This is a genomic window from Gemmatimonadales bacterium (genome assembly GCA_036279355.1).
Classification (GTDB): domain Bacteria; phylum Gemmatimonadota; class Gemmatimonadetes; order Gemmatimonadales; family GWC2-71-9; genus DASQPE01.
The window spans coordinates 100,678-121,677 of record DASUJH010000002.1; the positions used below are offsets into that span (position 1 = coordinate 100,678).

The window sequence follows — 21,000 nt, forward strand, 5'->3', positions numbered from 1 at the left end:
GGCGCGAGCGCCCTTGCTATTGCCGCTGAACGCAGCATTGGCCCTGCCCTATGCTGACTGCCGCCGAAGCGTTGCACGTCGAGCGGCGCCGCCGCCCACGCCCATCCCTCCGGCAGCAGTACGACGAATACATCCTCCAGCGGATCGAGAGCTACAAGAATTCCATTCCCCGTCACGAGCTGTTGCGCCTCGGCGAGGAAGTGGCGGGCGAGCTGCAGAGCGGATCCGAGGGCCAGTTCGTGCTGACCGAGGTGCTCCTGCTCGAGTCGGTGGACGCGGTCATCAAGCGGCGGCTCAAGCTCAAGCCCTATCGGCGGTGGAAGGAACACGTCCGGAGCCTTCGTGACGCGCAGCGCGAGCCCACCCACTGGGGTCTCGAGCCCGATTCGCCCATCGTCGCACTGCTCCGGCGCGTGGAGCCGGAAGACCACGCCATCGTCGTGGGCCCCGGCGGCGAGGCCGCCGCCTGCCTCCTGGCCGCCCACGAGATGGCGATCACCTTCATGGCCGGCGAGATCGCGAGCGTCGAGCGCATCGAGTCGCGCTTCGAGCAGGAGGCGCTCGCCGCCGAGTTCGACGCATTCGTGGTGGACTTCGGGACCTGGCTCCCGCCGCTCCCCGACGATGCCGCGCTCGTCGTGCTCGATGCAGCTCCGCTGGGCGCGTTGGACCCGGTCACCCGTGCCGGGCTCGTGGCGGAACTGCAGAGTCGCACCGGACCCAAGGGCGTCCATGTCCTGATTCCAGGCACCCGCGGTCTGGCACCCGAAGCCCTTGTCTCCCTCTATGACGGTTGGGGCCGCGAAACCGCCGGCCGGCCCCGCCGCCGCGGCGGCTCCCGCGGCGTGGTGCTCGGCCCACCGCCGATCCCTGCCGGATCGGCCGCCGCTCCCGCCGCCGGCTCCCGCGCCCCAGCGTCGGGCCTCGCTACCGGCTGAGCGTCCTTGCGACACCTTTGAACCCCGCCTAAACTCGGAAGTGGGTTCTTTCACTTCTCGACGGTTGTCATGCCGACTCTGACCATTAACGGCACGCCGGTTTCCTTCGAGCCCGGCGCCACCATTCTCGACGCCGCCCGCGGCGCCGGCATCGATATCCCGACACTTTGCTGGTACCCCAAGCTCCCCACCGTCGCCAACTGCCGGATCTGCCTCGTCGCGGTCCAAGGGCAGAACAAGCTGACCCCGGCCTGCTACACGGCGGCCGCGGACGGCATGGTCGTGGAAACCGAGTCACCCGCGGTTGTCGAGAGCCGGCGGGGCGTGCTGGGCCTGCTGCTCGAGCGCTACCCGGGTGAACACCTGAGCAACGGCGGCCGGGCCGACCCCCGGAACGAGTTCGAGGAGTACGTGGTCCGCTACGACGTGCCCGTGCGTACGCACCACGACCTGCCGCTCCGCGCCGGCGACGAGCGCCCGGGCGACGTGATGATTCAGCACGACATGAGCCTCTGTATTCTCTGCACCCGGTGCGTGCGGGCCTGCGAGGATATCCAGGAGGTCGGCGTGCTCGACGTAGGCCAGCGGGGCGAGCACGCCCAGATCATCGTCGGCGGCGACGGCGATCCCGACCACGCCGGCTGCACCTGGTGCGGCGAGTGCGTGAGGGTCTGTCCCACCGGCGCCATCTTCGAGTTCATCCCCAAGCAGCGCTTCGGCTCCGAAACGGTGCGCCATCCGGACAAGGTCGCGCGCTCGGTCTGTCCATACTGCGGCGTCGGCTGTCAGATCAACCTGCACGTGAAGGACGACGAGATCGTCCGAGTCACCTCGCCGTGGATCGAGGAGCGCACGCCCAACCAGGGCTCGACCTGCGTCAAGGGCCGCTTCGGCTATGACTTCCCCCAGCATCGCGATCGGCTCACCGTGCCCCTCATCCGGAAGGGATGGGTGCAGCAGGACGGCGCATGGGTCTGGCAGGGGGAATTGCCGCGCTACCGCGAGGGCCCCTGGAGCACCGTCGAGCAGGCGGGCGAGCGGCCCAAGCCCCGGCCGCCGCTCCGCAGCATCGGGAAGCCGCCGCTCACCGGGCTCCCGGTGATGAACGAGTACGACGTCCGCGACCGCGTGGCGACCCCGGCCGGCTGGTACAGCGCCTTCCGCGAAGCCAGTTGGGAGGAGGCGATGAGCCTCACGGCTCAAGAGCTTCTCCGGATCAGGCGGGAGCACGGCCCCGGCGCGCTCGCCGCGCTCTCGTCGGCCAAGTGCACCAACGAGGACAACTACACCTTCATGCGGATGGTGCGCGCCGGTTTCGGCAGCAACAACGTCGACCACTGCACCCGCCTCTGCCATTCGTCGTCGGTTGCCGCCATGGGGCGCGCGCTCAATACCGGCGCCGCGTCCGGTTCGATGCGCGAGATCGAGGAGGCGTGCGACGTCATCCTGATCGCCGGCGCCAACACCACCGAGACCCACCCGGTCTTCGGCGCCCTCATCAAGCGCGCGGTTGCCAAGGGGGCACGGCTCATCGTGGCCGACGTCCGCCGCACCGAGCTGGCCGAGCTGGCCGACGTGCATCTGCAGATGCTGCCCGGCACCGACGTGGTGTTGTTCAACGCGATGCTGAATCACATCATCGCGAGCGGACTCGCCAACGAGTCGTTCATCGCCGAGCGGACCCGGGAGTTCTCTGCGGTGAAGGAAAAGGTGCGGCCCTATCCGCCGGAGCTCGCCGCCAGGATTACCGGCATTCCGGCAGACACCATCCGCCGCGCGGCCGAGCTCTACGCCCGCGGGCCCAACACGTCCACCCTCTGGGCCATGGGGCTCACCCAGCACAATACTGGTACCGACATCGTCGCCAGCCTGCTCAACCTGATGCTCGCCTGTGGCATGATCGGCCGGTGGGGCGCGGCGATGATCCCGATCCGGGGACAGAATAACGTGCAGGGCGCGAGCGACGTGGGCGCCATCCCGTACGCCTATACCGACTACCGCCCCGTCGCCGACCCCAAGGTGCGCGCCGAATACGCCCGCGCGTGGGGCGTGCCCGAGGAGTCGCTGTCGCTCAAGAACGGCATGATGGTGACCGAAATCGTGCAGGATGACAGCCCGATCCGCGGCATGTACATCATGGGCGAGAACCCGGTCATCTCCGATCCCAACATCGCGCATGCCGAGGAATGGGTGCGGCGGCTCGAGTTCCTCGCGGTGCAGGACCTGTTCCTCACCGAGACCGCCCGCTGGGCCGACGTAATCCTGCCCGGCTCCTCGTTCGCCGAGAAAGCCGGCACCACGGTCAACACCGACCGGCATATCCAGTTGCTCGAGCCCGCGCTCCCGCCGCCGGGCGACGCGCGCTGCGACCTTGACATTCTGATCGATCTGAGCCGGCGGCTGGGCCTCGCGACCGCGTTCGACACCCCCGAGCAGGTCATGCGAGAAATCGCCTCGGTCACGCCATCGTGGCGCGGCGTGAGCTACGACAAGCTCCACAAGCACGGCGCATTGCAGTATCCGGTGCCGGATGAGGAGTCGCTCGGCACTGCCTTTCTCTTCTCCGACCGGTTCCCCACCGACGATGGGCGCGCGATCTTCGTCCCCGTCGAATACCTCCCGCCCGACGAATTGCCGGATGACGAGTATCCGTTCGTGCTCAACACCGGGCGGCAGATGTATCACTGGCATACCGGTACCATGACCCGCCGCTCCACCGGCCTCGATTCGCGCGAGCCGGTGCCGGTGGTCGAGATCAGTCCCCACGACGCGGACGAGCTCAAGCTCGAGGAGGGCGACACGGTGCGCGTCACCTCTCGCCGCGGCTCGATCCTCATCGGCGTGCGCATCTCCGATCGCCAGGCGCCCGGCCAGATCTTCATTCCGATGCACTTCCGCGAGGCCGCCGCCAACCTGTTGACCAACCCGCAGCTCGATCCGTACGCGCGCATTGCATCCTTCAAGGTGAGCGCCGTCCGGGTCGAGCCGGCCCGGGCGACGCGCTCGGCCGCCGCCGATCGGGTGGCCGCCGCGGTGTAGCGCGCTCGGGGCGTACGTCACCGCGCCCCTCGATTCCTCCCGGCTACGATGACGGCCGGCCGTTGCCCGAGTGGGCGATGGCCGGCCGGCGCATTTCCGGCTGCGAAAGCGATCCGGCGCCGGGCGGCAATCCTGTCGAGTTGAGGTGGACTACTGGGCGATCGCATCCGCACCGATCGGCTGCACGTCGTGATCTGGGGCGGCGCGGCGGCGCTCCTGGCGATCTGGGCGGCGGCATCCCTCACCTGGCCGCTCGGACGCGACCAAGGGGTATTCGCGTGGGTGGGCAGCGTGATCGCCCGCGGCGGACTTCCCTATCGCGACGCGTGGGACAGCAAGGGTCCCTTCGTCTATTACGCCTATGCCGCGGTGGTGCGGCTGTTCGGCGCCAACACCTGGGGCCCGCGCGTTTTCGATCTGGCGTTCGCGCTCGCCGGCGCGGTCGCCCTCTATCACATCGGGAGCCGCCTTGCCGGCAGGATCGCGGGCGCCTACGGCGCCCTGGCGCTCGCGCTGCGTTACGCCGCTCTCGGCTACTGGCATACCGCCCAGGCCGATGGCTGGACCAGTTTGCTCCTCGTGCTCGGTTTTGCGCCGCTGCTCGGCCGCCCGGCAGTCGCAGACATCGATGTGGTGGCCGAGCGCCGCTCGCGCCGGCTGGCGCTCGCGGCCGCGCTGGCGGGCCTTGTCGTCGGCCTCGCTATCCTCGACAAGCCGACCTACGGGCTGCTGCTCCTCGTGCCGCTCATCTACGTCGCGGCCGATCGCGCGGCATCCCACCGTACCCGCGCCGCCATCGCCTGCGCCGCGGCCGCCGCGGCGATTGTCGCCGCGACGATCGTGGCCTTTGCCGGCGCCGGTGCGCTGGACGAGCTGTACGACGCCGTCGTCGCATTCAACCTCTCGACCTATACGGCGCTCGACCAGAACGGTCCCTTCGGTCACCTCGCGCACATTCTCACTTTCTTCTCCAAAGGCACCATTGCCATCCTGCTGCCGGCGGTCGTTCTCGGCTTCTGGCACCTCGGTCGAGCCCGTCCGCCCGCAGCGCTCGCGCTCGGCACCTGGCTGCTCGCCGCGCTCGGTGTCGTCATCTCGCAGGGCAAGTACTACGACTATCACTGGATTCCGATCTATCCGCCGCTCGCGTTGCTCGCGGGTATCGGCATCGCCGATCTCTGGGAGGTGGCTCGCGCCCCATCGTCCCGCGGGATGCTTCTCGCGGTCTCCACCGGGCTCGTCATCCTCTGGCTGCCGGCGTATGCCGTGCTCCACGACGTGCTCGCGTGGCGCCGCATGGCGATGGGGCGCACGACACGCGCCGAGTATCTGGCGCGATTCCCCCAATACGACGATCATGGCTTCGAGGCGGCTTCCGAGCGGATGCTGGGGTATCTCCGGGCGCATACGCGGCCCGGCGAAACCCTTCTCGTCTGGGGCACGCAGCCCGTCCTCAACTTCCTCGCCGGGTTGCCGGCCCCCACCAGGTTCGGGCACAATCTCCCGCTCGTCGCCGAGCCGGACACCCCGCTCAGGCGCCGCTACCGCGCGACGTTTCTCGCCGAGCTCTCCGCCGCACCACCCACGTATATCCTCGTCGTCCGCGGCGATGCCAACCGTCTCGTCGGCGCCACCTCGAGCGAGTACGTCGACAGCCTGCCGCGGTTCCGCGGCTTCCTGAACGGGCGCTACCGGCTCGAGACCGTGATCGGCCGCTACGAGGTGTACCGCCTGCGGGAGTAGCTATATTCCGCTGCCTTCTTCGGCAGTCGTCATGCGCGCGCTCATCAAGGAATCAGCCGGCCCGGGGCTCGTGCTCCGGGATGTGGCGGTCCCGGCCTGCGGGCCGAACGACGTGCTCATCCGGGTCCGGCACGCCGGCGTCTGCGGCACGGACCTGCACATCTGGAAGTGGGACTCGTGGGCGAGCGGACGCCTCCGGCCGCCGCTCGTCATCGGGCACGAATTTGCCGGTGAGCTGGTGGAGCTGGGCGCCGAAGCGCGCGCCGCCGGCCTCCTCGCCACCGGCGATCTCGTCACCGCCGAAGGCCACATCGTCTGTGGGCACTGCCTGCAATGCCGCACGGGGCACGCCCATCTCTGCCAACGCACCCAGATCATCGGCGTCGATCGCGACGGCGCGTTCGCCGAATACATCGCGATGCCCGCCTCGAACGTGATTCCGCTCGACGGGATCCCCACCGAGATCGGCGCGATCATGGACCCGCTGGGCAACGCCTTCCATACGGTGCTCGAGACGGCCGTGGCGGGGGCGACCGTGCTCGTGCTCGGCTGCGGGCCGATCGGCTGCTTCGCCGTCGGCGTGGCGCGCGCCGCCGGCGCTTCGCTCGTGGTGGCGAGCGACTTCAATCCGCGCCGGCTCGAGATCGCGCACCAGATGGGCGCCCACGTGACATTGAACCCGGCAGAGACCGACGTCGTCGCACGGGTGCGCGAGCTGACAGCCGGAAATGGTGTCGACCTGGTCTGCGAAATGAGCGGCCACCCCTCGGGCCACGCGCAGGCGTTCGCGGCGGCGCGCCTGGGCGGCCGGGTGAATCTTCTCGGGACCCCGAGCCGGCCCACCGAAGTCGACTTTGCGCGCGACGTGATCTTTCGCGGTCTCACCCTTTACGGCGTCACCGGACGCAAGATGTACCAGACCTGGCACCAGATGCGCCGGTTCCTCGGTGCCGGCCAGCTCGATCCGCGTCCCGTGATCACGCACCGCTTCCCGCTCGACTGCATCGCCGACGCAATCCGCGTAATCGACGAGGGCAAGGCGGGCAAGGTGATCCTGGAGGTGGCGCGATGACGGGGCCGGCCGCCGGCGCGGCAACCGGCCCGGGAGCGTTCGAGCGCCGCATCGCGGCAGAGCTCGAGCAGTTCGCCCGCGACGGCGTGTACAAGCGGCTCAACTACCTCGACGGCCCGCAGGGTCCGGTCGTGCGCATGGAAGGCCGCGGGGACGTGCTTATCCTCTCGTCCAACAACTATCTGGGTCTCTGCGATCAGCCCGAGGTTGTCGCTGGGGGCAAAGCTGCGCTCGACCGGTTTGGCGCGGGCACCGCATCGGTCCGCTTCATCTGCGGCACCTTCACGGTGCATCGCGCGCTCGAGACGGCCTGCGCTCGGCTCGTCGGGACCGAGGCGTCGCTCAGCTTCGTGAGCGCATGGAACGCCAACGAGGCCGTGCCCGCCACCCTGCTCGGCGAAGACGACATCGTCCTGAGCGACCAGCTGAACCACGCATCGATCATCGACGCCGGGCGCCTCGCCAAGGCCATCGCGAAGTGCCAGACCGCCGTATATCGCCACGCCGACCTGAGCGACCTCGAGGAGAAGCTCCGCGCCGCCCGCGACCGCCGCGTCCGCATGGTGATCACCGACGGCGTCTTCTCGATGGAGGGTGCGATCGCCCCGCTCCCCGACCTGCTCGAGCTTTGCCGGCGGCGCGACGCCGTGCTCGTCGTGGACGATTCGCACGCGACGGGCGTCCTCGGTACGCATGGGCGCGGTACCGCGGAACATTTCGGCGTCGTGGGCCAGGTCGACATCATCACGTCTACGCTCGGCAAGGCACTCGGGGGCGCCGCCGGCGGATTCGTCGCCGCGTCGGCCCCGGTCTGCGACTACCTCACCCAGCGCGCCCGGCCACAGCTCTTCTCCAATGCGCTCCCACCCACCGTGGCGGGGAGCGCGCTCGCCAGCATCGAGTATCTCGAGGCCAACCCCGCGCGAGTGGCCCTGTTGCGCGAGAACGCGCGCTACTTCCGTGATGCGCTCGCCGCGCTCGGGTTCCGGCCGCTCGCCGGCGAAACGCCGATCATCCCCGTGATCGTGGGCGAGACCGCGTTCGCCATCCGGCTGAGCGAGGAGTTGCTGCGCGAGGGCGTCTTCGTGACCGGCTTCGGCTTTCCCGTGGTACCGCAGGGCCAGGCCCGGGTGCGCTGCCAGATATCCGCGGCGCACACCCGCGAGCACCTCGACCGGGCCCTCGACGCCTTCCGCACCGTCGGCCGCCGCCTCAAGCTGATCTGACCCATTGCGCCGAATCGCGGCGCAAAGGGCCCACTCCTTGCACTTCCGGGGTGCAACTTTGGTCGCGCTCGGCCGGCGTCCCGGCCCGGCGCGCCGGCCCCCCGCCGGCGGCCGCCGCGACCGACTCCTCGTATCAGCTGCCTAACTGTTGTCGGAATAGAAGGTTGCACGGAATCGCCTGGGGCGGCTCCCGTGCGAGGCGGCGGTCGCGCGACCGCGCCGCCGAGCGAGCGGGCCGCCGCACACCACGCAGAAGTCGCGCAATTTGACCGATCCGATCCGGACCACCGGCGTCACACCCACGGAGGGAGTCTGATGAGCAAGCTCTTCCGCACCACCCCGGCCGCGGCGCTGATCCTTTGCCTTGGCGCCGGAACGCTCGCGGCACAGGCCCCGGTGCAGGGCGACTTCCAGTGGTACATCGGCGCCAATGCGGGCGTCCTGGTTTTCCGAACCCCCGCGCAGACCCGCGGCGGCATGTTCTCGGCCGGGGGCCACACACTCATTACCGCCAAGCGCACCGGTCTCCTGCTGTCGATCGAGGAAGGTATCGGCTCCTCCGAGCAGAGTGCTTACACCGACAACACCGGCACGCCGCAGACCGTCACGTTCAACGACATCCGGAAATATTCGGCCGTCCTGATGGCGTTCCCTATCCGCTCGGCCGCGCAACCGTACATCGGCGTCGGCGTCGGAATCCTGCACGCCGTGAACCCGACGCCCACAGCCGGCACCCTCGCAACCACCGCCGACATCGCCCAGGCCGAACAGGACGCGAGCCAGCTCGGGAGCGTCGGATTCGGCACGCTGGTCGGCGGCCTGCAATTCAAGGTGGGCCGCATGGTCGCGTTCGGGCAGTATCAGCTTACGTCATCGCCCAGCAGCAAGACGCTCGACAGCGGCGCGTCTGGCCGGCTCTTCACCGGCGCCACGCACACCTTCAGCGGCGGTCTCCGGGTAAGCCTCGGGAGCGCGCGCGAGGCGCCGCGAACCGGCTACTGATCGACACGTGCATCGCGGCGGCCCCGAGATACCCAGGGCGAGCCGGCGATCACAAAGCGGAGCGGCCAATCCGCCGCCACTGTGATGCCGATCCGAGGAGTCGCCGCCACCGCGGCCGGGGGCGGCGACTCCGTTTTCAGTACCACCACCGGCGACGATTCCATCCGCTGCCCGTCCAGGGCCACGTCGATGCCGAGCGCCTGACAAAGGCGCCCCGGCCCGGCGGCCAGCGCGCGGTCGGCGGCGCCGCTTCGGCGCGCGCGCATGACGTCGAGTCCTTCCAGCGGCTCGAGCGCACGCAGCAGCACCGCACTGCCGCTCTCCTGCCGCGCGCACACCAGATTGGCGCACCAGTGCATCCCGTACGAGAGATACACGTACCACGTGCCCGGCTGCCCGAAAAGCGCCGCGTTGCGCCGAGTGCGGCGCCCGCGATAGCCGTGCGATGCGGGATCGTCGTAGCCCAGGTAAGCCTCGGTCTCGACGATGCGCCCGGCAGTCCGCAGCCCGCCGGCGGTGGACACGATCACTGCGCCCAGCAGCTCGCGCGCGACCACGTCGGCCGTCCGCCGGAAAAAGCGAACGGGCAGCGTGGCTGCCCGTTGCGTGGCGTTCACTGTGCCGGCTTTCTGGCTCGCGTCCGCGCCCGCTTCTTGGGAGGAGGCGCGGTTTCGCCGCCGGCGGGGCTGGAGGCATTCGGCTCGGGTGCCGTTGCCGCCGCGGCTTTGGGCGTGGCCGCCCGCTTCCGCGGGCGCCGCTTGGGTCGGGCGGGCGGCGCGGGCGCCTCGGGCTGTGATGCTTCGGCTTCCGCTTCGGGCTGCGGAGCGAACTCCGCGCGCTCCACCTGCACCACGCCGATCAGCGGGATCTCGCCGGGACGCGAGGGTCCGCGCGATCCACGGCGGAACCGGAGCGCGGGCCGCTGACCATTGGGGGGGCCCGGTGGCCCCACGGGTTCCGCTACGAGCGTAATCGGCTCGTGGTCGACCGGCGCGGCGGGCTCTTCAGCCGGCGCATCGGCCGGCCGCGTCAGCGCCCGCCGCTCGTCGAAAGGATGCGGCGATACTTCGAACTCGGTGTCGCTCAGCTTTCTCACGTCGGCAACTTCCGCGTCGTTCGCCTGCCGGAGCAACTGCACGAAACGCGTGGGCTCGAGCAGCGCATCGTCGCGGCCGTGCAATGCAACCATGCGGAGCCGAAGCGCCTCATGCGGCACCGGCGGCTTGAGCTCGGTGAGCGCCTGTCCCAGCAATCGAAATGCGCTCGCGAGCGTGAGCGCTCCGTCGCTCCGGACCTCGACCGAGCGCGCCGGTGCGGCGCGCCCCTCGTCGCGCCGTTCCCGCTCCCCACGCCCACGACCCCTGCCCCGGCCTCGACCGCGCCGCCCCTCCTCGCGCGCCTCCCGGCCCTCCCGCGGCGCCCGCCCATCACGCGCGTGGCCGTCTCTTGCGGCCCGGCCTTCGCGCGCTCCGCGCGGCTCGCTCGGCTCGGCCGCCGCCGCAGCCGGCGCGCCGGTCGGCGCCACCTCGTACTGGCCGTTGTCCAGCTTGCTCACGTGCAGGATGCCCCGCTGGCCCGCCTCGACCACGAACTTGCTGAAGCGGCTGAATCCCGCGGTCTTCTCGTCGAAGTTGGGATCGATCTGCTGCATGACCTGCTTGAGCCGGTCCGAGCGCATGACGTCGCCATGTCGGGCCATCTGCGCGACGGCCTCCCGCGCGAGCTCCCACGGATCGCGCTGGATCGACGGCGTATCCGTCTCTTTCGTGAGGCCGGCGAGATCGCTGTACGAGTAGTACTCGTCGCAGTTCTGGATCAGCAGATCGCTCGCCGACTCGCGAATCCCGACGCCGATGACGTACTTGCCGTACTCCTTCAGCTTGATCACCATCGTCGAGAAGTCGCTGTCGCCCGAGAGCAGGATGAACGTACCGATCTCGGGACGGGTGAAGATGAGCTCGACGGCGTCGATGGCGAGGCGGATGTCGGTCGCGTTTTTCTTGGTGGTGCCGAACGCGGGCGCGAAGATGAGGTCCACCGACGCTTCGGAGAGCGGCACGATGTACTGCGGGTAGCGGCGCCAGTCGGCGTAGGCACGCTGCACCGCGACCTTACCCTTGATGATGTCGCTGTTGAGCAGCGTGCGGAGCTCCTTCGCGAGGTCGGAGCGGATGCCGAGCGTAACGTTGTCGAAGTCGATCAGCAGGGCGGCGTTCAGCGAGTGGACGGTCGGCTGGCTCAGATGCCGGGCGGGGCGAATCAGCGGTTGGGTCACGAAGCACTCGGTTTCGGGTTCCCGCCTCGCGCGGCGCTTCCGGCGCTCACCCAGCCGGACCCGGTCGGCGGGAAGTCGTCGAAGCGGCGCGCCGGACCGGGAACCGCATGGTCGGCGAGTTGTGGGCGACGGGACTCCGGCTGTCCGTCGCGGCGTCGGCGCGCTCGCACCGTGAGCATTGCGCGCCAAACCGGCCGGGTCGCCGGCGCGCGCGATGCGCCCAAGGTTGGCGCGATGAGCATCCACCCCGATCTCCCGGTGCGTTCTCCACCGGCATGCATTTCGGAAAGTGGATAGCCCAATGAAACTAGGCGCGTGGGGCCGCGGCTGGTAGGGGTGCGAGCAGGGCGTCGAGAACCCGGCCGCCCGCCGCCCCGTCCCAGCCCTCGGCACGCACCCCCCTGGCCGGTTTCGCCCCAAGCGCGGCCCGCACCGCCTGCGCCATACCATCCCGGCGTGCCAGCCGGTTGAGCCCGAGGCGAATCGTTTCGGTCCACTCCGTCGTCGGCCGGACGGTGACGCATGGCGTACCGAGGCTTGCTGCCTCGACCTGCAAGCCGCCGGAATCGGTGAGGACAACGGCGGCCGAGCGCACCAGTCCGATCATCTCCAGGTAACCCAGTGGCTCCATCACCCGCACGCCCGGCGTCGGGCAGACCGGTCCGAGCGCCTCGACGCGAGCGCGCGTGCGAGGATGCATCGGGAACACCACCGGCAGCTCCCGGGCGACGGCGCCAAGCCCCGCCAGCAGCTGGCCGAGCGCCTCGGGATCGTCCACATTCGCCGGCCGGTGGAACGTCGCCACCGCGTAGCCGCGCTCGGCGAGCCCCAGCCGCTCCGGCACGCCGAGCGCGGCGGCCGCGCCGCCAAGGCGGGTGAGCGTATCCATCATCACGTTGCCGACGCAGCGGATCCGCGACGGCGGTACGCCTTCGCGCGCAAGGATCGCATCGGCCTCGCGATTCGGCGTGAGGCAGAGCGTGGCGAGTTGATCGGTGAGCACCCGGTTCAGCTCTTCGGGCATCGCGCGATCGCCGCTCCGCACGCCGGCCTCCACATGCGCCACCGGCACTCCTTTCTTGGCCGCGCAGAGCGCGGAGGCAAGCGTGGAGTTCACATCGCCGTAGACGACCACCCAGTCGGGCTGCACGCGATCGAGTACCGGCTCGAACGCGACGAGTGCGCGTGCGGTCTGCTCGGCATGCGTGCCTGAGCCCACCTCGAGCGCGGCGTCCGGCGCAGGCAGAGCGAGATCGGCGAAGAACCGGGCGCTCATCGCGTCATCGTAATGCTGGCCGGTGTGGACGAGAGCTTGCGCGAGCTGGGGCCGGCCGCGGCCGGCGTGGAGCACCGCCGCGGCCTTCATGAAATTGGGCCGCGCGCCGACGACGTGGAGAAGACGATGCACGGAGACGGCGAGGCGCTCAGGAGGCGCCGTGATCTCCAGCGAGCGGCAGTTCGAGGGTGAAGTAGAAGCGGGTACCCCAATCGGGCATCGTCTCGACGTCGAGCGTCGAGCCCATCGCCTCGACCAGCTTGCGGCAGATGGAGAGTCCGAGGCCCGAGCCCGAGAACGCGTATTCGCCCTGCTTCTGCCGGCGCCGGAAGGGCTCGAAGAGCGTGGCCATGGATTGCGGTGGAATGCCGCGTCCGGTATCGCGCACCGAGAACTCGACCGCGCTGTCCGACACCTGGCGCGCGGCCACCTCGACGAATCCCTCGGCCGTGAACTTGAGCGCGTTGGTGGTGAGGTTGAGCAGGACGCGGCTCAGCGCCACCGGGTGGCCGATGCGGAAATCGGCTTCGGGCGGCGCCAGCCGCACCGACAATGACTTTTCTTCGGCGATCGGCAGCACGATGTCGCGCACCGACTCGAGGATGTCGGTGATGGAGAACGGGATCGGATCGAGATCCACCAGCCGGTCGCCGCCGCGGGCCAGCTCGATCACGTCGCTCGCGACCGAGCTCAGGCCGAACGCCGCACTGTAGATGAGACCGAGCTGGCGCTCCTGCACCGGGTTCACCGCCCCGCTGCGGCCGCGCTGCAGCGTCTCGGCGAGGAAGAGGATCGACGTGAGGGGCGAGCGCAGATCGTGCACCACCTCGACCACCAGCTCGAGTCCGTCGGGCCCGCTCAGGCGGTCGGTGAACCGTTGCGACCAATCGACCTCGAGCCGCTGGGCGATGCGCTCGACCGCGCCGAGCATGCGCAGTTGCTCTCCTGCATCCGGCGGTGGCGTCAATGCGTGCAGCCGCTCGAGCAGGGCGACCCGGATGAGCGCCACCAGGCGGCGCGACAGCGCGTTGCGCGGCACGAGTCCCATGTCGGGCTCCTGTCCCGCGGCCGCGGCGCGGATCGCGGTGCACAGGTACGCGACGTAGCTGCTCAGCTCGTCGGGAGAGGCCGCATGCTCGATGACGCTCTCCCAGCGGGCCTCGACGGCGAGCACCGCCTCACGGAGCGCGCTCCAGAGCGCCGGCGCGATGGCACCGCCGGAGGGGCCGTCCGGGTCCCAGACGCGGACGGACGCCACCTGCGCCGGCCCCGAAATGCGAACGCGTTCCCCGCTCGTCGAACTCGCCGGCGCGGCGTCTTTCACTCGAGGGTTCCCGTGCTCTCGTCGCGATGCAGCTCGTGCTTGTCCATGAGGCGGTAGAGCGTGGTCCGGTCGATGCTCGCGAGCCGCGCAGCCTTCGACATGTTCCCTCCCGCGCGGCTGATGAGCCGGGAAAGGTACTCCCGCTCGAACTGCGCGACGACCCGGTCCTTGGCGGTGTGGTACGCCTCGTTCATGACGGCGGGCGCGGGACTCTCCGCCGGCCGCTCGCCGCCATCCTCATAGATCGGAATGTCGCTCGGTTGAATGACCTGATCCGGCTCGGCCAGGACCGCGACGTGCTCGATCACGTTCTGCAGTTCCCGCACGTTGCCGCGCCACGGCCGGGACCGGAGGAATGCGACGGCGGCGTCGCTCAGACGGGGCGTTCGATCCGCGATCTGGCGATGGCGCTGCCAGTAGTAGGTCAGGAAGTGATTGGCGAGAAGCGGTATGTCCTCCTGCCGCTTGCGGAGCGGCGGGAGCTTGATCGGCACCACGCGGAGCCGGTAGAAGAGATCGCCGCGGAGCACGCCCTCGTCCACCGCTTCCTGGGGATCCCGGTTGGTGGCCGACATGAAACGTACGTCCACTACAGCGTCCGCCTGCTCGCTGCCCACGCGCCGCACCACGCCATCCTGGATCACCCGGAGGAGCTTGGCCTGGAGCGGCAGCGACATTTCGGTCAGCTCGTCGAGGAAGAGCGTGCCCCCGTTGGCCGTGGTGAGGAGGCCGGGCTTCTCCCGGTCCGCGCCGGTAAAGGCACCCTTCCGGTGCCCGAACAGCTCGCTCTCGAGCAGCCCCTCGGGCAGCGCGGCGCAGTTGATCGGCACCAGCGGCTTGTGCGCCCGGCGGCTGTACTGATGAATGAACTGCGCGATGACTTCCTTACCGGTGCCGCTCTCGCCGCTGATGAATACGGATGCATCGGTGCCCGCCACCTTGCGCGCCAACTCGACCGCCGCGCGGAAGAGCGGCGAAATCCCGATCAGCGCAATCTTTTCACTGTGGCCGTTGGTGCGGAGCAGCTGCAGCCGGAGGTCCTGCGCCTCCCGTGCAACCATCACTGCGTGTGAAGCCCGCCCGATGAGTACCTGCAGGTGCGTCGCCGAGAACGGCTTCGGCAGGTAGTCCCATGCACCGGCCCTGAGTGCCTCGATGCTGCTCGTCACACTCGGGTTGCCGGTCATGACGACGACGATCGTGTCCTTGTACGCTTCGAGCGCGGCCTGGAGGATCTGCACGCCCGAGATCTGCGACATGTAGAGATCGACCAGAATGATGTCGAACTTGCGCCGCTTGACGGTGTCGAGCGCCTCCTCGCCCCGCCCGATGAGCGTGACGTTGTAACCGTCCATCTGCAGCACGCTCGCACAGCTCTCGCGCAGGGTGCGTTCGTCGTCCACCACCAACACCCGGATGCTGGCCTTGACGTCGCTCGGGATCGAGAATGGATCACGTGGGCTCGGTTCAGCGCCGGGCGGCGCCGCGGGCGAGGCGGGCGGTGCAAGCGAGCTACCCATTCGAGCATCTCCTGACGGTGGCGGCGCGCCGGGTGGGCCGCGCGACGCGTGGGGTTCTACCGAACTCCGACCCGACCGGCTGGCCGGTATGGCGCTGGTGGCTCCGCCCTACAAGCAGGTGGCGTTCCAGGGCCCCCAAGTGATGCTTGACAGCTACTTAGCGCAACGTTCATACAACATGGTGCGGCAGGTGTCAAGCAGTCGAGTGTGATGGGTGCAACAGGCTTTTGCGGCTTCGGCGCAACGTCCAGCAAGGTTCGTGCTTCCGAGGAGGTCAGAGCTCACAGACCTCCGCCCGGCGACCCCTATCGTAGGGTCCAAGAGGCGCCTCCGCTGACCTTCCTTGCCGGGCAGGGCGCGGTCCTTACTTTGCAGTAGGCTCCGCCGCCGCGCCAATTTCTGGCAGTTTGCCTTCCGTGCTCACGAGGAGCCCGAGTTCGAACGATGCCCAGCGACATGGTTCCCCCGAGCGATCCCCGCGGGCATGCCGTCGAGGTGGCGACCCCGCAAATGCTCGCGGCGGCTGGCGATTTCGACCTGTCGGCCGTCCAGCCACCCCCCGACGAAGGCGTGCCGTGGTACCGCTATATCGGCGCGCTCCGCCGTTACAAGTGGTTGATCCTCCTCGTCATCCTGCTCGGCACCGGGGCCGGTGTGCTGGCCACCAGATTTCTCACGCCGGAATACGCCGTGCAGGCGACGATCTGGATCGAGAGCCCGCCCCAACGTGATGGCCCGGTGCGGGCGGAAAATATCGTGGAGGGCTACAACTGGGTGGAGCTCCTCACCACGTATCGGGTGCTCGATTCAGTGGTGGCCAAGGAGCGGCTCTACCTCACGTTCTCCGATCCCAAGGATTCGGTGCTCTTCCGCACCTTCCATCTGATGGATCGTTTCCGCCCCGGCGACTACGTGCTGCAGGCGGATGGCAACGCGCACACGTTCACGCTCAAGTCTGCCGAGGGGCTCCTGGTGCAGACCGGGAAGCCGGGAGACTCAATCGGGGCCCGCGTCGGGTTTGCCTGGAGGCCGCCGGCCGCGGCGGTGGAGGCCACCAACGGCCGCCGCATCGAGTTCGGCGTGACCAGCCCGCGCGATGCCTCGCAGTATCTGCGTGCCCAGCTCACCTCGTCGATGCAGGAGAACGGCAACTTCCTCCGGCTCACGTTGACGGGCACCGACCCGGCGCGGCTCACGAGCACGATGAACACACTCATCAACCAGTATGTCGACGTGGCCGCCGAGCTCAAGAAGCGCAAGCTGACGGAGCTGTCGACCATCCTCGGGCAGCAGCTCGACACGATCAGCAACCAGCTGCGGGACGCCGAAGGCAAGCTCGAAGGCTTCCGGGTGAACGCGATCACGAAGCCGAGCGAGAACACCATCATTACGCCGGGGCTCCAGCAGACCACCGCCCCGGTGGTTGACCGCTACTTCGAGCAGAAGATTCAGGCCGACCAGTTGAAGCGCGACCGCGAGGCGCTCGAGACGGTCCTCAAGCGCGCCAAGGCCGGCGCGCTCACGGTGGACGCCTACCAGACGATTCCGTCGGTGCGCGAGGCGCCGGATCTGCAAAACGCCCTCAAGGAGCTGTCGGCCGCCGAGGCGCAGTTGCGTGAGCTCAAGCTCAAGTACACCGAGGAATACAAGCCGGTGCAGCAGCTCGCCGAGCGCATCCGTACCATCCGGAACCAGACCATCCCGGCGTACACCGAGGCGCTGATCGAAGCGTTACAGCAACGGGAGAACGACCTGCGGCAGCTCGTGAACTCGCAGTCCAAGGAGCTGAAGCAGATCCCCCAGCGCACCATCAACGAGCAGCGGCTCAACCGCGACGTGCAGAGCATCGCGGCGCTCCATGCCGACCTGCAAACCCGCTACGAGGCCGCGAAGCTCGCTGAAGCGAGCGCCATTCCGGACGTGCGGATTCTCGACCCCGCCGTCCTGCCCGAGCGTCCGACGAGCAACAGCGCGCCCCGGATGATCTTCATGGCGTTCATGGCGAGCATCGGCCTTGCGCTCGCGCTCGCCATCCTTCTCGACCAGCTCGACAAGCGGTTCCGCTACCCCGAGCAGGTCACCAACGAGCTCGGCCTCAGTATCCTCGGCGCGATCCCGGCGATCAAGAACCTGAAGGGCGCCAGGGAGGACATGGAGGAGGCGTCGCACGTGGTCGAGGCGTTCCGCACGGTTCGCCTCAACCTGGTGCATTCCTACGGGGCGGCGGGACCGGTGCTCCTCACGGTGTCGAGCCCGGGCCCGGGCGACGGCAAGTCGCTGGTGTCCTCCAATCTTGCGTTGTCGTTCGCCGAGGCGGGATATCGCACGGTACTGGTCGACGGCGACATCCGGCGCGGCGAGTTGCACCGGATGTTCACCACCGAGCGCATTCCCGGCCTCATCGATTACCTGATGAAGGCGGCCAAGATCGACGACATCGTCCGGCCGACCAGCCACAAGAATCTGATGCTCGTGCCCTGCGGGACCCGGCGGCATCACGGACCCGAGCTGCTCGGATCCGGCGCCATGAACGAGCTCATGGCCGAGCTCAAGTCGCGTTACAACGTCGTGATCGTCGATAGTCCGCCCCTCGGCGCCGGCATCGATCCATTCGTGCTGGGCACCGCGACGGGCAATATGATGTTGGTGCTCCGGTCCGGCGAGACTAACCGCCAGATGGCCGAGGCCAAGATCCGGTTGCTCGACCGCCTGCCCGTACGCGTGCTGGGCGCCGTGATCAACGACATCCGCACCAGCGAGCACGCCTACCAGTACTACTCGTATGTGTATGGGTACGTGGCGGACGAGGAGACCGAGCCGCGGCTCACGCCGGGCCCGAAGGAGCGCGCGGGCTAGTTCCGGCCGGCAAATTGAGGGAGGGCGGCTCGAACGATCGCACCCGTTCCGAGTCGCCCTCTTTTTGTAGCTCCCTCAGCGCCGTCGTGGCCCGCAGCAACAGCTCCAGCACATCGACGGCAGATTCCGCGAAGTCCGGCACCGCGCAGTAGCCGGCTCGCATGCGCACCCACCGATCGCCGGCCGGCAGCGGCACCGGTGTACCCTCGACCGCGCCGCTCAGACGGGCCGCGAGCCGTCCGGCGCCCACCGTGTCGGTGGCGGGAGCGACGACCCCGTACTCCGCCGGGCCGAGGCGTCCCACTGCATCGGACGCGCGCGCCGCCTGGCGTACGGCCCGTCCGATCCACTCGGCTGTCTGCCGCGGCGCATCCCCGGCGGCGGTCTCGTCGGGAGCGAGCGCATCGAGGTCGGGCGCGAAGACGACGCACGCGAGCGGGTCCCGGCGCCGGGAGGCATCCGCGCCGATCTCCCGTGCCCGGCGGGCCAACCCCTTCATGCTGTAGAGCCCGGTCGGCGGGTCGAGGAGGTTTTCGTCGCGGAGCTCATCGGCCTCGAGCTTGGCGCGCGCGTACGTCGTAAGCTTGAGGAGCAAGGCCTCTCCATCGAGCGGTTGGCCAAAGAACTCCCAGGCACCGGCCTGATAGGCCTCGATCCGCTGCGCGCGACCAGAGGGGCCGGCGGTCGTGATGATGACCGGCGTCGTCTGAGCGCCGAGCCGGGCGTCGTCGCGCAGGATGCGGCAGACCTCGAAGCCGTGCATGTCAGGCATCTGGGCGTCGAGGATGATCAGATCCGGACGGACGTTCGGCACTGTCTCCAGGGTCTGCGCGCCGGTGTACGCTCGCACCACGCCGAACCCGTTCGGCGCGAGGATGCTCTCCAGCGACCTGGCCGACCATTCCTGGTCGTTGGCGATGAGCACGAGCGGGCGATCGGCCATGAGGGAAAACCAGATGGTGAGGACTCAATGCCAGCGCAGCACGACCGCGGTCCGGGCTCTCCGGCCCTGGAGCGCAACCGGGGTGCCGGCTGCACGACTTGTGCGATGGCCGCGCCAGCTTCGTATGATCCTCAGCGTCAACCATTTACGCCAGATGTTTACGCGGCGCTTCGCGGCTTTCCGACGCGCGCGCGCAACATTTCGGATGCTCCCGCACCACGCGCGGCTCCCCGCTTCCACCCTGTAGCGGACCGCCCCCTGAAACGTTGCCGCGGTGCAACGACCGATCGGGCCACCGCGCCCGGTCGGCGGCCTGAGAGAGTCGGACAAGTCGTTGTTTTCAAGGTCCTTACATGATCTGCACTTGCCGGATTCGGCGCCGCCGTGCTGGCGGATTTCGGGGGAACCAACCTTGAAGTAAGGCGAGTGACGCGCGATCTCACCGCCTCGCCAATCCTTTGGGAGCCCGATTGATGGATTCGCGGTTTGCCGAACGTCCGGATCAGGATGCCTCGCGGAGCGAACCCGGCGACGCCGAGGGCGAGAGGCTGGCGGCAGCGCTCGATGCGGCGGGACCCGTCGCGGGGCAGGCCGAATCAGGCGATATTGGCTCCGCACAGGACCCCCTCGCCGCGGAGCGGAGCCGCTTCAGCCGCCGTCTTGCCGTGTTCGGCCTCGGCGAGGCCCAGGAGCCGCTGCTGACGGACGTGGTGTCCTCGTTCGACGCTGAAGGAAACCCCCGGTGACGGCGCGCCCGGTCGTCTGGCGCAAAATGACTCGCTGGCATGAGCTTCGCGGGAGGTCCGTGGTGAGTCGCATCACAGGACTCCGCTCCCTCGGAAGCTACCATCTCGATGCACACTGACTGCTTCGCCTTCCACGCGGAAGGCGGCGCTTCGCTCTTGATGAGGAAGAACGCTGAAATGGCTGATCCCGTCCGTCGAGTGGTGTCGGCTGCATCATGGCACTTGGTGAGCCTCGCAGCGGTTGCCGCGCTCGGTTCCGGCGCCTTCGCGCCACTTTCAGCCCAGGACGAGCCGCGGCCGCATGTCGTGCCCGATACCCTGCCTCGCGATGCTGGTCCGGGGCCCGCGCCCGTGGCGACTGTGGCCAGCGTCCCCCGAGCGGAAGCGACGAGACAGGAACTCGAGGCGATCCTGGCGGGCAAGTCGGGTCCGGTGAGCGACGCCGAGCGCCGGCTCGTGAACGAGCGGCTGAAGCAGGGCGACTTCCAGCCCGGCGACCGCATCGTCCTGCTCGTGGCCGGCGAAACCGCGCTGAGCGACACGTTTACCGTCAAGCCCGGAAAGACCGTCGCCTTGCCGAACCTGCCCGACATTTCGCTCGATGGCGTGCTGCGATCGGAGCTCACTCCGTATCTCAGCAAGCAACTCGGCCGCTACATCCGCGACGTCGATCTTACCGCGACGCCGCTGGTGCGCGTGGCGGTGCTCGGCGCGGTGGGACGGCCCGGCTTCTATAACCTTCCGGCCGACGCGCTCGCGACGGATGCGATCACGCTCGCGGGCGGACCGGCCGCGAACGCCGACATCACCAAGACTATGGTCCAGCGAGGCGGCGCGCCGCTCTACACGAAGGATGAGATGACCGAGGCGCTGCAGCGCGGTTCTTCACTCGACCAGCTCAACGTCCAGAGCGGGGACGAGCTCGTGGTCGGGACCAAGAGCGAGGGAATTCGCGGCACGCTGACGACGCTGGGGCTCGTCTCCGGCATCCTGTTCGGCGTCGTGGCCGCCACGCGAATCTTCTGATGACCTCCGCGCAT

At 68.9% G+C, this 21,000-nt stretch carries 15 protein-coding genes; 9 read left to right on the plus strand and 6 right to left on the minus strand.

The window, feature by feature from the left end:
• The first annotated feature begins 50 nt into the window (after nt 1-50).
• The 6 genes from VFW66_00540 to VFW66_00565 all read left to right on the plus strand — a co-directional run bounded on the left by VFW66_00540 (nt 51) and on the right by VFW66_00565 (nt 9,020).
• Nucleotides 51-938, plus strand: a complete 888-nt coding sequence (locus tag VFW66_00540) for a hypothetical protein (protein HEX5385164.1) — start codon at nt 51-53, stop codon at nt 936-938.
• Between the two features lie 69 nt (nt 939-1,007).
• Nucleotides 1,008-3,977 carry a formate dehydrogenase subunit alpha gene (gene fdhF / locus VFW66_00545; protein HEX5385165.1) on the plus strand — a complete coding sequence of 990 codons (2,970 nt, stop codon included), beginning with the start codon at nt 1,008-1,010 and terminating at the stop codon, nt 3,975-3,977.
• A gap of 189 nt (nt 3,978-4,166) precedes the next feature.
• Complete coding sequence (locus VFW66_00550) at nt 4,167-5,720, plus strand: glycosyltransferase family 39 protein (protein ID HEX5385166.1); 1,554 nt, start codon at nt 4,167-4,169, stop codon at nt 5,718-5,720.
• Between the two features lie 31 nt (nt 5,721-5,751).
• Nucleotides 5,752-6,792, plus strand: coding sequence for an L-threonine 3-dehydrogenase (gene tdh, locus VFW66_00555; protein ID HEX5385167.1), 1,041 nt, complete (start codon nt 5,752-5,754; stop codon nt 6,790-6,792).
• On the plus strand, nt 6,789-8,018 hold the full coding sequence (locus VFW66_00560) for a glycine C-acetyltransferase (GenBank protein HEX5385168.1): 1,230 nt from the start codon (nt 6,789-6,791) through the stop codon (nt 8,016-8,018). Before tdh ends, VFW66_00560 begins: the two co-directional genes overlap by 4 nt.
• A gap of 315 nt (nt 8,019-8,333) precedes the next feature.
• A complete protein-coding gene (locus VFW66_00565) occupies nt 8,334-9,020 on the plus strand; it encodes a hypothetical protein (GenBank protein HEX5385169.1) in 687 nt (228 codons plus the stop codon).
• Here the strand turns inward: VFW66_00565 and VFW66_00570 are convergent.
• The 5 genes from VFW66_00570 to VFW66_00590 form a co-directional block, all read right to left on the minus strand.
• On the minus strand, nt 9,014-9,637 hold the full coding sequence (locus tag VFW66_00570) for a DNA-3-methyladenine glycosylase (protein ID HEX5385170.1): 624 nt from the start codon (nt 9,635-9,637) through the stop codon (nt 9,014-9,016). The two genes, VFW66_00565 and VFW66_00570, sit on opposite strands and share 7 nt — an antisense overlap.
• A complete protein-coding gene (locus VFW66_00575; GenBank protein ID HEX5385171.1) occupies nt 9,634-11,295 on the minus strand; it encodes an NYN domain-containing protein in 1,662 nt (553 codons plus the stop codon). The genes VFW66_00570 and VFW66_00575 overlap by 4 nt, the downstream gene beginning before the upstream one ends.
• Nucleotides 11,296-11,602: 307 nt before the next feature.
• Nucleotides 11,603-12,703 (minus strand): UDP-N-acetylglucosamine 2-epimerase (non-hydrolyzing), encoded by a 1,101-nt coding sequence (wecB, locus tag VFW66_00580; GenBank protein ID HEX5385172.1) that lies wholly within the window; start codon nt 12,701-12,703, stop codon nt 11,603-11,605.
• A gap of 16 nt (nt 12,704-12,719) precedes the next feature.
• On the minus strand, nt 12,720-13,829 hold the full coding sequence (locus tag VFW66_00585; GenBank protein HEX5385173.1) for a HAMP domain-containing sensor histidine kinase: 1,110 nt from the start codon (nt 13,827-13,829) through the stop codon (nt 12,720-12,722).
• A gap of 62 nt (nt 13,830-13,891) precedes the next feature.
• Nucleotides 13,892-15,415: a sigma-54 dependent transcriptional regulator gene (locus VFW66_00590; protein HEX5385174.1), complete on the minus strand. Its 1,524-nt coding sequence runs from the start codon at nt 15,413-15,415 to the stop codon at nt 13,892-13,894.
• A gap of 444 nt (nt 15,416-15,859) precedes the next feature.
• On the opposite strand from VFW66_00590, the gene VFW66_00595 reads away from it, so the two are divergent.
• Nucleotides 15,860-18,271 (plus strand): polysaccharide biosynthesis tyrosine autokinase, encoded by a 2,412-nt coding sequence (locus VFW66_00595; GenBank protein ID HEX5385175.1) that lies wholly within the window; start codon nt 15,860-15,862, stop codon nt 18,269-18,271.
• Here the strand turns inward: VFW66_00595 and VFW66_00600 are convergent.
• Nucleotides 18,240-19,214 carry a response regulator gene (locus VFW66_00600; protein HEX5385176.1) on the minus strand — a complete coding sequence of 325 codons (975 nt, stop codon included), beginning with the start codon at nt 19,212-19,214 and terminating at the stop codon, nt 18,240-18,242. The two genes, VFW66_00595 and VFW66_00600, sit on opposite strands and share 32 nt — an antisense overlap.
• 473 nt (nt 19,215-19,687) lie before the next feature.
• On the opposite strand from VFW66_00600, the gene VFW66_00605 reads away from it, so the two are divergent.
• Both VFW66_00605 and VFW66_00610 read left to right on the plus strand, forming a co-directional pair.
• A complete protein-coding gene (locus VFW66_00605; GenBank protein ID HEX5385177.1) occupies nt 19,688-19,960 on the plus strand; it encodes a hypothetical protein in 273 nt (90 codons plus the stop codon).
• A 432-nt stretch (nt 19,961-20,392) separates the two neighbouring features.
• On the plus strand, nt 20,393-20,986 hold the full coding sequence (locus VFW66_00610) for a polysaccharide biosynthesis/export family protein (protein ID HEX5385178.1): 594 nt from the start codon (nt 20,393-20,395) through the stop codon (nt 20,984-20,986).
• The last annotated feature ends 14 nt before the right edge of the window (nt 20,987-21,000 follow it).